A 13,675-nucleotide genomic window follows, 5' to 3' on the forward strand; every position below is an offset into this window, starting at 1 on the left:
TCATTCGCGTTCCCTGACCGCCGAGCCCGAGAAACGTGGCATCGTCGCTTCACCGGCAGCACTGATGCCGTCGCGCAGAACGACTTTCCTGACCGTCAAGCAGAGAATCTTCAGGTCGAGCGCGAGCGACCGGTTGTCCACATACCACACGTCGAGAGCGAATTTCTCCTCCCAGGTCAGCGCGTTGCGACCGTTGACCTGGGCCCAGCCGGTAATCCCCGGGCGTACGGCGTGACGGCGAAGCTGTTCGGGGGTGTACAGTGGAAGGTACTCCATAAGGAGCGGACGCGGCCCGACGAGGCTCATCTCGCCGCACAATACGTTCCAAAGCTCGGGTAGTTCGTCAAGGCTGCTTGCCCGTAACCAGCGGCCAAAGCGCGTCAGCCGCGCGGCGTCCGGCAGAGGCTCGCCGTCAGTCCCAACGGCCACAAGCATACTACGGAATTTTATCATGTTGAACGGCTGCCCATGCAGCCCGGGCCGCAACTGGCTGAAAAGAACGGGGCTGCCAAGGCGAGCACGAACGAGGATACAAAGAACGACAAAAACCGGCGCCAGCGCGACCAGTGCAAAGAGCGCGACGAGAAAATCAAACAGCCGCTTGCCCACGATGGACACCTTCGATGACACGCAGCCAGTCTTCCGCCAGTTGGCGCCGGTCGAAACGCCGCTCGGCCAGGCTGCGCGCCGCTCGTCCCAGCGCCGGCAGCGTCGCGCGCTGCTCGGCGAGCTGGCACAAGGCGTCGGCAAAGGCCGCCGGGTCTTCGGGAGGAACCGCCACACCACAAGCGCTCTCATTGATCAGATCGGCTACCCAGCCCGGATAGTTGGTCAGCACCGGCTTGCCCGCCGCCAGATAGTCGAAGAACTTGTTTGGCGACGTCCCGTAGTAGAAGGCTTCAACGTTGTCGAGAATCATCAGGCCGACATCGATGCGCGCATGCATGAGGGCGGCCAACTGCTTCTTCGGCAGCGGCGGGAGAAAGACGCAGTTGTCGAGCCCCTCGCGCTGTGCACGCGCGAGCAGCGCCGGCTTCAGCTTGCCATCTCCAACGAAGAGCAGGGTCACGTCGCGCCGTCCGCGTCGCTTCAGTTCGGCGGCGGCGTCGAGCACTGCGTCGAGGCCGTTGGCAATTCCGTGCGAGCCGGTGAAGGCGGCGATCAGCGCATCCGGCGGAAGCGCCCGGCCGACTTCGGCGGGCAGTTCGAGAGCCTGCTCTTCGCCCGAGAAGAGCGCCAGATCGCAGCCGTTCGGCACCAGATGCACGCGTTCGGGCGCTATGCCACGACGCCGGATGCCGCGCACGATGCCCGGCGACAGGCCGATACACGCCTGCGCCGAGTGGTAGCACGACCACTCCAGCCAGTCCATCGCGCGCAGAACGAGCGGATTGCGGATGACCCCCATTTCGCGCGGCAGTTCAGGCCACAGGTCGCGCACTTCGAAGACGAAACGCTGCCCTTTCAGCCAGCGCGCGACGATACCGGGAATTCCGGCAGTGAGCGGCGTCGACGTGGCAAACAGCACGTCGTGGCGTTCGAGCAGGGCAACCAGAACGCTGCGCCAGGCAAAGCGCAGAAAGGTCAGTGTGCGTTTCACGAAGCCATCGGCGTTGGAGTACGGCAGCTCGAACTCGATCACCCGGATGCCGGCGACGATGCCCTCGCGGCGGCCCTTGACGAAGGCGCCGTGCAGGCCGGTCCGCCCGCCAGCGTAGGAGCCGCAGACCATCGTCACCTGATGGCCGGCCGCGATCAGCCGGCAGGCATTCTCGTAGGAACGGGTGCCCGAGGCGCCCTCCGGCGTGGTGAAATGCTGGTGATAGTAGAGAACTCGCATGTCGGTCAGTGAAACTCGATGGTCGTCCTGAGCACGGTCGCCCGTTGCGTCCTCACCTCGATCACCGGCAGCGCCGACTGCTCGCCATAGCACCTTGATTCAGCGCCATTCACCTGCCGCAGATCGAGCGGAACATCGGCCGTCACGGTCAGGCGAGCGAGCGCCGAGTTGACGCCGCCCGGGATATCCTGCCAGTCGGCGGGTGCCAGACGCCAGCGCAGGCAGGCGCTGCGGGCGAAACCGGAAATCTCGTCGTCGACCTCGATACGGTCGGGTTGCCAGCGAACGGTTCGCCGATGTCGCGCGCCGCAGCCGTCGACGTATTCGGCGGCGACCTGGTCGGGCCGCGCTTCGTCGTAAGCGAAGGCGCCCAGCTCCAGCCACTCGCCGAAAAGGAAACGGCCGATACGCGGCATCTGATCACGTTGGTCAAACTCTACCGTGCTGTGCGCGACCGTTCCTGGAAAATACGCCGCGGCTTCCGGCGTCGCCGGCCGATAGCTGAAAGTGCCACCGTCGCGCACGAGGTTGAGGCCGTCCGCCCAGACGTCCAGATGCAGGCCGTCGGCATGCGAGGGGCGAAAGCGATACCTGGGCAGACGCAGCAGCGCCCAGCGCCGTGCTTGCCCAAGACGCACGTAGCCGCCAGACGGAAACAGCCGACGCGCTGTCAGCAGATGGCCGGCGGGTGGCGCAGGCATGTTGGCAAACCAGGCGGAGAGCGTCGCCGACTCGCCAGACGGCGGCGTGGCGCCAGCCAGGACGTTCGCCGCCCAGGCGAGGCTGGGCCGAAAATCACGATAGGGGGTGAGGCCCAGCGGCAGCAGCCGAGCCCCATCGTTCGCGCCAAGGTTAGGCGCGTCGCCCGAAAGCGGGTCGGTAAAGGCGCTCAGCCAGGCGAGAGCGAGGCTGGCACGCTCGTACCAGGAAGCGCTGAACGGCTGATCGTCGAAGTGGCGACGCCAGTTCTCGGCAAGCGTCAGCGTATCGAGCAACAGCCTGTGGTAGGTCACCGAATGCTGCGCAAAACTACCGTCCGACATGACCAGCTTGGCCAGACGTTCCTCCAGTACCTGGCGCCCGCAACGCTGCCAGGCGCGCGCCGCATCGGCCAGTCGCGTGGGTAGCGAAGGCTGGCTGCCCAGCCAGAGGCCACCCATGTAGAGCGCCGCAGCCTCCGAAGTCGCATGATTGTTGTCCTGGGCGACGGCATAGAGAAGGGTTGGCCGAATGCGCCGGCAGTGTTCGGCGACGAAACGCTGCAGTGGCGGCAGCGCGCGGGCTCCGGCGTGGCGCGCCAGCCACTCGGCAACGAGCAGCACGTGCATCAGGCGAATGCCGGTCTCCTGACCGCACTTCCAATTCACTCCGAGGTTGAACGGGTTCGCTGCCACCCAACTGCTCAGCCAACGCTCGATTCCCTCGGCGAAACGAGTTTCGCCGCCGAGAACCCACGCCTGCGCCAGCCAGAGGAGGCCATCAAAACGAGACGGCTCCCACAGGTACTTGATGTCGCCCGCGGCAAGCGCGAACTCGTCGAGCGCCGTCCAGTGCGCGGGCTGCGCGAGGCGAATTCCGTTGTCGGCGTTGCACAGCCAGTCGGGAGGAAAGCCGGTCGCCCGTTCGCCCGCAGAGAAGAAAGGCAGCCAGCCGGCGAGGACGCGCTCGGCACGCTGCATCAGCGCCTGCCGTTCTCCTTCCGGCAACTCGGGGGAAGTCGGCGGCCGTCCGGGGAAATCGAAAAAAGGTCCCGCGTAGGACAGACCGGCAGGCAGCAGTCGACGATAGACGCCACTGCGGCAGAGAAGCCGATAGGCGACGACCCGCGCCGCATTGCCAACGCCCAGGCGTGGCAGTGTACGCAGCAGTGTGCTGGCGCGTCTCAGCACCCGATCGCCCCGCCATTCTGGCGCTCGGCGATCTCGATCGACAGGCGCGAGACTTCCAGCAACTCGGCGAAAGCGATCGGTGCCCCGCTGCCGCTGCGAATCGCGTCGATGAAGGCCTTGGCGCAGGCATCCTGCCCCTTGTCCTGCTTCCACAGACGCTCGTTGCGAAAGCCCGGCCAGCCGTAACCGTCGAGGCGCAGGAAGTTGTTCAATTGGAGCACGGCATCGCCGGCGAAGACTTCGAGGCGCTCCTTCGGGAAGACCTTCCCGCCGGTCGCCAGATAGTGGACGGTCGCCAGCGAGCCGTCGGCGAAATCGAGCGTGATCGTCGCGCTGTCCTTGGCTGCCGCGCGACCGCTGCGCGCACCGAGCGTCGCTACCGACCAGTCAGCGACTGGCGCGCCGATCAGAAAACGAGCCAAGTCGATGAAATGGCAAGCCTCACCCAGGATGCGACCGCCGCCGACGCTGCGATCCTGCGTCCAGTGCTCAGCCGGAATGGCGCCTGCATTGACCGTGTAGACCAGCGACTTCGGGCCGACCAGTCCTTTCAGCAACTGCTGCAGGCGTTGTACGAGCGGAGCAAAGCGCCGGTTGAAGCCAACCATCACGGCCGGTGCCCGGCCGAGCGCAAGTTGTCCCTCGTAGGCCGCCTGAATCGCGGTCAACTCGTCGAGGTTCAAGGCCATCGGCTTCTCGACGAAAACGTGCTTGCCCGCATCCAGCGCCCGGACGACGAAACCCGCATGCGTGTCGTGCCGGGTTGCGACGATCACGGTGTTGATCCGGTCGTCGGCAAGAATGTCGGCTTCATCGGTCGTTGCCTGCTTGAAACCGGCCTTGCGGCCGTGGTGCACCCCGCTCACACCGCCGCTCGTGAGGATCGTCGTCAACTGCGCGCCGGCCTTGCCAAACGCCGGGATGAGCATGCGCGAAGCGTAATTGCCAGCGCCGATCACGCCCAGCGACGGCTCGCCCGGCGCGCAGGCGGCGGGCGCCTTGCCGTCCAGGCTGACGCGTGTGCTCAGCGCCTGGTCGAGTTGCGCCGGTGGATACTCGAGGACGATGCCCAGCGCCGACTTGTCCTTGAGCAGCGCGTCGTACGCGGCCAGCGCCTGATCGAAGGCAAAACGGCGCGAAATCAGCGGGCCGACCGACAAGCGCTGCTCGGCCATCAGCGACAGAATCGCCTCGAAGTTGCGCTGCTCGGTCCATCGCACGAAGGCCGCCGGGTAGTCGCGCCCCTGCTGCTCGTACGCCGGATCATAGCGTCCGGGACCGTAGGAGCACGAGACCTGAAAGCTCAACTCCTTCTCGTAGAATTCGCTGCGCTTCAACTCGAGACCGGTCACACCGACGAGAACGATGCGCCCGCGCTTGCGGCACATGCGCGCCGCCTGGCTGATCGGCTCGCTGGACGAGGTCGAGGCAGTGACGATCACCGCGTCAACTCCCCGCCCGCCGGAAAACGCCATCCCCACCGCCAGGACATCGGCCCCCGCCGCCGGATTGCAGGTGACGGCGCCAAACTGGCGGGCCAGCGCCAGCTTCGACTCGTCGAAATCGATCCCCAGAACATGACAGCCCTGCGCCCGCAACAACTGTGTCGTCAACAGGCCGATCAGTCCGAGGCCGGTGACGACGATGTATTCGCCCAGCGTCGGCTGAACCAAACGGATTCCCTGCAAGCCGATCGCAGCGAGAACCGTGAACGCAGCGTCGGCGCTGTCGACCGTGTCCGGAATTCGCGCGCACAGGTTCTTCGGCACGCGCACGATGTCGGCATGCGGACCATTCGACACGACGCGGTCGCCCAGCGAGAAACCGTCGACGCCATCGCCAATCGCAAGAACGATGCCAGCATTGCAGTAGCCGAGCGGCAGCGGCTGATCGAGCTTGCTGCGCACCGCATCGATGGTCGTCAACAGTCCTTCGCTGCGAATCTTGTCGAGCACCATCTTGACCTTCTCGGGCTGCTGACGCGCCTTGTCGAGCATCGAGGCGCGCCCGAAGTCGACCAGCATGCGCTCGGTCCCCGCCGAAATCAGGCTGTACGTCGTGCGGATGAGCAGGCTGCCGGGCTGTACCTGGGGTGCCGGCGCTTCGATCAGCAATGTTTCACCATTGCCCATGTTCTGCAGAATCTGTTTCAAGTCGGCCTCATTGTTTCTCTAGATCACTACCGCAGCGCGACGCACGCGAGCACTCAGACGCCGGCAGGGCGCACGCCAGGCGGGCGGTCATAATTGATCAGGACCGCCCGATACGGCCCCTGAAAGACGAACAGGCTGCCGGCGACGGCACCGACCACGCCTACCGCATCGATCAACGCCTGCATGTGATCGAGGCTGCCGGCACCGCCGGCAAAGGAAACCGGGCAGCTCACGGCAGCGCGCACCTGGCGCGCCAGATCAAGGTCGTAGCCGTTCATCGCGCCGTCGCGGTCGATCGAATTGAGCACGATCTCACCCGCACCGAGATCGACTGCCTGCCGGCAAAACGCGATGAGGTCGGTCTTCTGCTTCTTGCGGCCGTTGTGGGTAAACACGGAGTAGCCCGGGAACAGTGCATTGCGCCTGACGTCCAGCGTGACGACGACGCTTTGCGAACCAATCGCGCTGGCCATCTCGCCGATCAGCGCCGGGCGCGCCAACGCCGCCGCGCTGATCGACACTTTCTCGAAGCCGAGCGAGATCACCTCGACCGCCTGTGCCGCACTGGTGATTCCTCCGCCATAGCAGAGAGGCATCCTGGACTCGACGGCAATCGTCTTCAGGCGGGCAAAGTCCGGCTGGCGCTGCTCGCTGGTGGCGTCGATGTCAAGCAGAATCAGTTCGTCGACCTCCTTTTCGTTGAAGATCTTGACCGCGTTCAAGGGGTCGCCGACGTACTTTCCCTCCTTGAAGCCTTTGGTCTTCACCAAGCCTCCGTCATGCAGGAGGAGACAGGGAACGATGCGCGAACGAAGCATGTTCATATCTCTGCGAAGTTCCGGAAGATGGCCATTCCGTTCGAATGGCTCTTCTCCGGGTGGAACTGGAGGCCATAGACATTGCCTCGCCCGACGGCACAGGGAAGCTCGTCGCCGTAGCGGACCGTCGCCAGCACGCTGGCCGGCTCACTGGCAGCAAAGTAATAGCTGTGCAAGAAATAGAAGCCGCGCTCGACGTCGATTCCGCGAAAGAGCGGGCTGTCGACCTGCAGCCGGATCGAGTTCCAGCCCATATGCGGCAATCGCGGGCCGGCAACCAGGCGACTGGCGTCGATCTTCTTCACTCGCCCGGCGATCCACCCCAGGCCCGGCAAGCTGCCTTCCTCGCTCGACTCGGCCAGGATCTGCATGCCGACGCAGATCCCCAGCACCTTCTTGCCGTGACCGACCACCTCTTCGACCAAGACGTCCAGCATGCCGGACGACGCAAGATGCTGCATCGTCGCGTCGAAGGCGCCGACGCCGGGCAGGATGTAGCGTTCAGCCTGGGCCAAGTCGCTCGCCTGGTCGCAGATCAGGCAGGGAATCCTGAGCTGCTTGTAGATGTTGGCAATCGCCGCGATGTTTCCCGAGCCATAGTTGATGATCGCGATCATCGCTTGATCGCCCTCTCGATGCCGAGCAGGCGCAGGGTCTTTGCCCCCAGATCGAAAAGCCACTCCTGGTTGGCGTAGTCGCGATACGTCTTGAGTGGCATCGTATGGTACTGGCGCAGTTCCGCCGCGCTGATACCCAGCTTGCTGGCGATGTATTCGAAATCCTCGTCGATCGTTGCCGGGTCGTAGGCCGGCTGCGCGAGTTTCTCGAGCGCCTCGCCGCGCGTCATCTGGCCAGTGAGAATCAGGCTGGAATACTGCACGCGCCGCGTGTCGTAACCGAAACGCGTCGGTAGCCAGTAACCCTCGTAGAAGCGGGTAAAACGCGACTCGAAATGCTTTTGTGGATAAGGCCGCCAGCCGTAGGCTTGCGCCAACACGTCGGCGGCCAGCGCTTTCGTATAGGGCAGGTAGTTCAGTGGCTTGACCACCTGTACGCCTTTCAGATAGCGCAGATAGAACTTGTGGAACAGGATGCTGCTGAACGGATAGGTCTTCAGTGCGCGACTCCCGAAGCGGCCATGGATGTCGCGAATCTGCGCCATATCGGTTCCGTAATACAGCCATTCGAGCGGATTGCGCACGCACTCGGTGGCGAAGTTCCCGCCGTTCAGGATGTACTTGATTCCGTGCTGGTTGGCAAAATGGTACAGGGTGGCGACGAAGGCGTGATCCTGAGGTATGTCCAGGTGCGGGACACCGGCCTTGAAGAAGGCCAGTTGCAAGTCCTTCATCTCTTCCCAGTTGATGACCTCGGTATACAGATCAAGCCCCAATCCCTTGATCAGCGACTGAATGTTGCTCACCGCGATGTCCGTGTTCCAGCCCCCATCGACATGGAAAACCAGCGGTCGAAGGCGAAACTCGGTCACCACCAAGTGCAAGAGGTACGAGCTGTCCATTCCTCCGCTCATCCCCATGATGCAGTCGAAGGGTTTGCCTGATCCAGCGGCCCTGATGCGCTCCGCTTGCTGCGCGAAGAGCGCTTTTCCCCGCTCGTTCGGGTGCCAGTTCGGCAAGACGTCGCGCGTGAAGCCGATGCAGTGGTCGCAGACACCCGATTCGTCGAAGACGATTTTCGAATCGCTCGTGTCCATTACACAATTGCTGCACACCTGATACTGCCGCATGATTCCCACTCCACTCAAAATCCCCGCCCTCGCCCGGCACAACAATCAACCGGGTTGCCTTGCAATGCCCGGTTGTCGCGAGTCGCTGGCTAACCGAAAATCTTCACGTATTTTCTATACTCGCGGTGCGCATCCCTGGCCAATGCCCAGCGCCGCTTGTTGGGCAAATCGTTCAGGGCACCGTGCCAATGGTGGATCACCCTGATCGCCGGATCGTAGAATGCCTGATGGCCCGCATCGCCAAGCTGCTTGCTCAGAAAGAACTCTTCGCCCATCAGTAGCGTCGGCGCCCAAAGTTCTTCGAACAGTGAGAAGAAGGCCGGGCCGAGCAGATAGCATGAACCGTGCCCCTGATAAATCGGCCGGGGAATCTCCCACTGGCTCTCGTCGGAGCGGTCCGACAAGGACCTGAAGCGCATCGCCAGCCGATGGATCAGCCGCCCGAGAAAATAGTTCGAGTAATACAAGCTGTAAAACGTTTCACGGAGTGGGCTGATTCCGCTGATGACATGCGGGTTCTGGTGCTCACCCGCCGGCGTCACGATATCGGGACAGATCACCGGGAAGTTTCGCCAACGCTCGCGGTTACTTTCCAGCCGATCAGAGAAATCGGCCGGAAACTCGAGATCATTGTTGCCAACGACCAGCCATTCGATATCCGGATGGCTGCGGCGTATGTGTCCGATTCCCAGATTGAGCCCGCGAAAATAGCCGACATTTTCCTGATTCAGAATAAGATGAACGTCTGGAAACTCAGCCGCCAAGGCTTGCAGTTGGGCAACCGATGCGGCTGCCGAAGCGTTGTCCACGATGACTATCGCGTACGAGTGACCGGCGTTACGCAGCAAGCTGCGTGCCGCCTCGCGCGAGTAATGCGTATTGTTGAAGTTGGTACAGACGTAAGCTATTTTCACCGGGATTCCTGGAAGAGCTGCCTCGGCTACTCGCCAGCAGCAGACGCGCGCCGGCTTCGCTCGCGCCGACGCGCAGGGGGTCGCGAATTATATGCCAAGGCTAGGGCTTACTGCAAACTGCTGGTGGTGCCGCTCCCGGCGCCGGGCTGTCGGCAAGTGCGCAGCGCCGACAGGATTCGTCATTCAGGCGCAGGAAGAACGCAAGCAGCAGGAAACCGGCATAGACATTGTTCCAGATCAGCAAGCTGATGAAGAATGAGGTATAGAAGTAAGCGATCGAGAACACGAAAATGGCGGCCGAAAAAAACGGGCTTCTACCGACGAGCAAGCGCCAGTACGACCAGTGGAGGAGAAATCCACTGACCGTCACGAAACAGAGCGCACCACCAACACTGAAATCCTGGACGAGACCGCGAAAAACAGTATAGATGTTGGTCTGCAACAATTCCGCATAGACAAAGTATTCGTCATAGCTACCCATGGGTACGGTCTTGCTGCTGCCGAGCAGCTTGAACAGCGCAGTAAACGTATAAAATCCGTAAGCATCCTCCTCAAGCACATATTCCATCACGCTACTGCCCAGCGTCCAGTATGAGAACCAATCCGAAAAGGCGTAGAGATGAGCGGACGTGTAGGAAGCAAAGTATCTGACCAATTGCTGCACAACCTCTGCTCCGCCGTCCATGCTGTTGAGCATGCGTGAGAGAAAGGAAAGAAGCAGAAATGGAAACGCCAGCAGGCAGTAGAACAGGAGACGCTTTACCCCGCCTTGGTCAACCAGCGTGAACTCGCCGCGCTCGATCCGGGTGAGGAGAACGCCGCCCCAGATCATAAAGACCGCCAAAAAAACGGTGCCCTTGGCGCCCTGAATCAGCATCATCGCCAACGAGGGGAGTACGGCGAGCAGGAGAGTCCGATAGCCGGTGTCGCCCTGAGCGCGTGCGCCGTAAAGCAGGCCGCCAATGGTCGCCGCGGGATAGGCGAAAAGCAATCCGAGTTGCGCAAAGATGTTCTTTTCCAGGTCTTCCGCGTAGCGGCGCGCGGTGTATTCGGCCGCAGTCCCCAACGGATTGAGCACGACGTCCACTGGCGAGAACCCCTGGATCAGCAGGTCAGCCAACTGACAGAGCAGAATAAGAGCGGTCGTTGCATGGAAGACGTGGCGCAAAAAAGGCGTGTCGTAGCGGAATCTGCTGCCGGCGTTCTGTCGCACACGCATCGCCGCCTGCCAGTCGGGGCCGAGCGCAGTGAGCGAAAAGAGCGTGCAGGCGAGCAGGATGTAGGCGATCGCCAACGGCTCGATGGGCACGAAGAAGAGTGCAACAAGCGGGACGAAGGTGTAGGCGAACCAGAAGAGCGAGAAGATGCAGGCCGGAACCAACCATGTTCCGACCAGACGACGAATGACGATCGCCTGGCCGAGAATGGCCAGCGAAAGCACGATGGCGAGCAGCTTGTCGAGAATTTCCACGGTAGCTACTCGCGCACGGCCGGAAACAGCGATGGATCGGCGGGCAGCAAGCCAGGCGGACGGCGCGAACGAATCATTGGAGGTACTTGCGCACGATCAAGCCAAACAGGCAAACCTCGGCGAGGACGAAACTGACCGCGGCGCCGATCTCGCCGTGCAGCCAAGCGAGTGTGAAGCACGCGGCCAGGCTGCACGCTGCGGTGGCGAGAATCGCCCGAAAGAGGTAGCTGCGCTGCTGCATGGCGTTCAAACCGGCAACGCCGAACATGAAGTTGGAGATTCCGAAGAAACTCGCCAGCGACATCAGTCCGACGAGCACGACGACATGCTGCACATCCTGAATTCGCTTGAGCCACGGCAGTTCGTCGCCGAAGACGCCATAGGCGGCAAAGCCCGTCACCAGAAAAGCGGCGAGCGCACCGAGTTGCGGCCAGGTCAGGCGGAGCAACTGGCGCAACACGGTCGGACTGGGCTTGCTCGCCGACCTGGCCAGGTGCAAGGCGCGGGGAAAAAAGAGCTGGTTCAGCGGGCGCATTGCCGCCTGGATACTTTTCGCGATCTTCTCGGCGAGCGAATAGCCGGCGACGCCCGCCGCCGAAGTGCCGAGTACTCCGAGCACGACGACATTCATGTCGCGATAGAGCAGCACGCCAAAGTTGCCGAGGAAGATTTCCTTGCCCGAGCACAGCGCGGCGCGCAGCTCAGCGTATGGCACGGCGACGAAGCGCACGCCCAGCGAGGAGCGCGCATGGTACATGGCAGCAAGCGAACCGGCGACATAGGCGCCGCCGACAAGAAGCGGAACGAGCAGGTAGTCAGCCTCGCCGTGCACCAGTGCAAAAACCAGTCCGACGGCGGCGACTCGACTGGTTGCGGTGCACACGGCGATCGGCGCATTCCGTTCCAGCCCCTGGTAAAGCCAGCCCGGCTGCAGCGCGTAACTCAGGGGAACGAGTAGCCAACAGGCAAGGAGCACCGCCAGTTGGATGTCGAAGAGCACGACACCAGCGGTAAGCAGCACACCTGCGGCGCCAAAGAGCGCCAGGCGCAGGTAGGCGATCGTGCTGAATACGCGCGAGATTTCGGCGTGATCTCGATGCGCGTCGAGGCCCACGACCTGCGCCACGCCGTCCACCTCGAAGCTGTACAGAACGACGGTCAGCAGCGCGATGGCCAGCGCCTCGGCGAGCACCAGCTGCGAGTAGCGTTGCTGCCCGACGACAGCCAGGACGAAGGGGAAAATCAACAGCGGCAGCAAAGCATTGCAGACCTGGATGCTGGTCAGCGAGACGAGATTGACCGCCCGGTTGTGCATCAGCCGCCGCCCTTGCCGTAGTTCACTTGCGTGCCGACGCTGCCCGTCGATCCGGGTGCACGACGCAGTTCTCGGCGAGAAACTCGAGTGCGCCACTCAGCGTGTCATCGGAGGCATCGAGCAGATAGCTCACCGCTTCCGGGAAGAAATCGATCCACAGCGCGGCGAGATCGTCCTGCATTGGGTCGGGCGCGAACGAACGGATGAAGGCGAGCACCGGCTCGCGCTGCAGCCCGTCGCGGCGCGCCTGGTGCAGCAGCTTGCGCGCCTCGCTGCGAGCCAAGGCGGGTTTGCCGGGCATCCCTGCGGCGAGACAGACGAAGACAGTGAGCAGCGAACTGTCGTCGGTCTTGCCGGCGGTCAACCTTTGCCACTCGCGCGAGGCCGCAACGATCAACTGCTCGGACTCGGCGGCGTCAAAGTCGCGCAGGAAGTACAGCGGTTCGAGGTCCTGGACGAGTTTGCCCAGGGGCAGCGACGCGTCGATGATGCGCGGCAGGTCCTCCTCCAGAAACCTGCGCCACTCACGCTCGGCCGGCTCGCGACACGACTGCGGCAGATCCGGCCAGAGATCGTCGACCGCGCTCTTCCGTCTGAGCGGTCGGCCTTTCCTGCGCAAATCTTCGAGCGCGCTGGCGAATTCGCCAAGGCTGGGCATCGTCTTCAGCTTGCTGCCGGAAAGGCGCACGAGCAACGCGCTGCGGATGACCGATTCGGCAGCAATCGTGGACAGCTCGGACGGCCTGACACCAAGCTGTTCGGCGAACCAGAGGGCGGCCGAAATCGTCGATTGGTACGTCTGCCGCTCGGCGAGGACCTGGCGATACGCAGCCAGCGTGCGCAGCGACCAGACGGCGAGAAAATCCTTCTGCGATTGCCGATTCAGCAGGCCATGTGAGCTGTCCTCGGGTAGCGCCCAGAGCCGCTTGAGCATTTCGGAGCCGCCGCGCGAGTGCGACAGGAAAGTGTTGTCGCGCAGCAAACGTGCGGCGCGTGCCAGGTCGCCGCCGCTGCAATCTTCGAGATACAGGCTGACCAGATTGACCATCCGCAAGCGCGCTTCCTCGATGTTGGCGCGCAGATACTGCGTCCCGAAATACTCGGCGATCTGCACCATCCCCTTCGGCGCGTCGTGGCGGATATGCTGCAGGCGTTCGGCGTCGATGATCCCGTGGTGACAACCGTAAACCAGCGCCCGTTCGAAAAACGGCCGATCGTCAAAAATGGCGACGCGGCGGTCTTCCTCCGCCTGGCTCTCTGACATCCCGAACAATCTCCCGATCTCGCCGACCTTGGCCTCAGAGCGCCGACTCGTCCTCCGCCTCGGCGGCCGAAGCGGGTCGGTCGCCGCCACTGCGGGCAACACCTTCGTCGTTCCCCTGGCGCAGCGCCTCCACCTTGCTGCGCGCGCGCAGGATGAGCAGAACGTCGCGGAAAATCTCGGGATGTTCGTAGCGCAAGGTCCAGCTCAGTTCGAGCCAGTCGTGGTCGTTGACCTCGCTGTGCTCCAGAAACGGGCGATTGATCT

The 13,675-nt window shown here is 63.0% G+C and carries 11 protein-coding genes and 1 pseudogene; all 12 read right to left on the bottom strand.

The window, feature by feature from the left end:
* The gene (locus RKP46_RS07290) at positions 1–609 is read right to left on the bottom strand and encodes a sugar transferase (RefSeq protein ID WP_311106031.1); all 609 of its coding nucleotides are present in this window, start codon (positions 607–609) and stop codon (positions 1–3) included.
* On the bottom strand, positions 590–1,840 hold the full coding sequence (locus RKP46_RS07295) for a glycosyltransferase family 4 protein (protein ID WP_311106032.1): 1,251 nt from the start codon (positions 1,838–1,840) through the stop codon (positions 590–592). Before RKP46_RS07295 ends, RKP46_RS07290 begins: the two co-directional genes overlap by 20 nt.
* Before the next feature lie 5 nt (positions 1,841–1,845).
* Positions 1,846–3,729 carry a heparinase II/III-family protein gene (locus RKP46_RS07300; protein ID WP_311106033.1) on the bottom strand — a complete coding sequence of 628 codons (1,884 nt, stop codon included), beginning with the start codon at positions 3,727–3,729 and terminating at the stop codon, positions 1,846–1,848.
* On the bottom strand, positions 3,723–5,882 hold the full coding sequence (locus RKP46_RS07305; protein ID WP_311106034.1) for a bi-domain-containing oxidoreductase: 2,160 nt from the start codon (positions 5,880–5,882) through the stop codon (positions 3,723–3,725). Before RKP46_RS07305 ends, RKP46_RS07300 begins: the two co-directional genes overlap by 7 nt.
* Positions 5,883–5,935: 53 nt before the next feature.
* Positions 5,936–6,700 (bottom strand): AglZ/HisF2 family acetamidino modification protein, encoded by a 765-nt coding sequence (locus tag RKP46_RS07310; protein ID WP_311106041.1) that lies wholly within the window; start codon positions 6,698–6,700, stop codon positions 5,936–5,938.
* A 2-nt stretch (positions 6,701–6,702) separates the two neighbouring features.
* Positions 6,703–7,317: an imidazole glycerol phosphate synthase subunit HisH gene (gene hisH, locus RKP46_RS07315; protein ID WP_311106035.1), complete on the bottom strand. Its 615-nt coding sequence runs from the start codon at positions 7,315–7,317 to the stop codon at positions 6,703–6,705.
* Positions 7,314–8,447, bottom strand: a complete 1,134-nt coding sequence (locus RKP46_RS07320) for an N-acetyl sugar amidotransferase (protein ID WP_311106036.1) — start codon at positions 8,445–8,447, stop codon at positions 7,314–7,316. The genes hisH and RKP46_RS07320 overlap by 4 nt, the downstream gene beginning before the upstream one ends.
* A gap of 89 nt (positions 8,448–8,536) precedes the next feature.
* A complete protein-coding gene (locus tag RKP46_RS07325) occupies positions 8,537–9,361 on the bottom strand; it encodes a glycosyltransferase (RefSeq protein WP_311106037.1) in 825 nt (274 codons plus the stop codon).
* A gap of 100 nt (positions 9,362–9,461) precedes the next feature.
* The gene (locus RKP46_RS07330) at positions 9,462–10,832 is read right to left on the bottom strand and encodes an O-antigen polymerase (protein WP_311106038.1); all 1,371 of its coding nucleotides are present in this window, start codon (positions 10,830–10,832) and stop codon (positions 9,462–9,464) included.
* 73 nt (positions 10,833–10,905) lie between these two features.
* Positions 10,906–12,147, bottom strand: coding sequence for an oligosaccharide flippase family protein (locus RKP46_RS07335; RefSeq protein WP_311106039.1), 1,242 nt, complete (start codon positions 12,145–12,147; stop codon positions 10,906–10,908).
* Between the two features lie 22 nt (positions 12,148–12,169).
* Positions 12,170–13,411 carry a hypothetical protein gene (locus RKP46_RS07340; RefSeq protein WP_311106040.1) on the bottom strand — a complete coding sequence of 414 codons (1,242 nt, stop codon included), beginning with the start codon at positions 13,409–13,411 and terminating at the stop codon, positions 12,170–12,172.
* Positions 13,412–13,445: 34 nt separating this feature from the next.
* Positions 13,446–13,675 (bottom strand): annotated as a pseudogene (locus RKP46_RS07345) (hypothetical protein); the annotation flags it as partial.

The organism is Accumulibacter sp. (assembly GCF_031732815.1).
GTDB lineage: Bacteria > Pseudomonadota > Gammaproteobacteria > Burkholderiales > Rhodocyclaceae > Accumulibacter.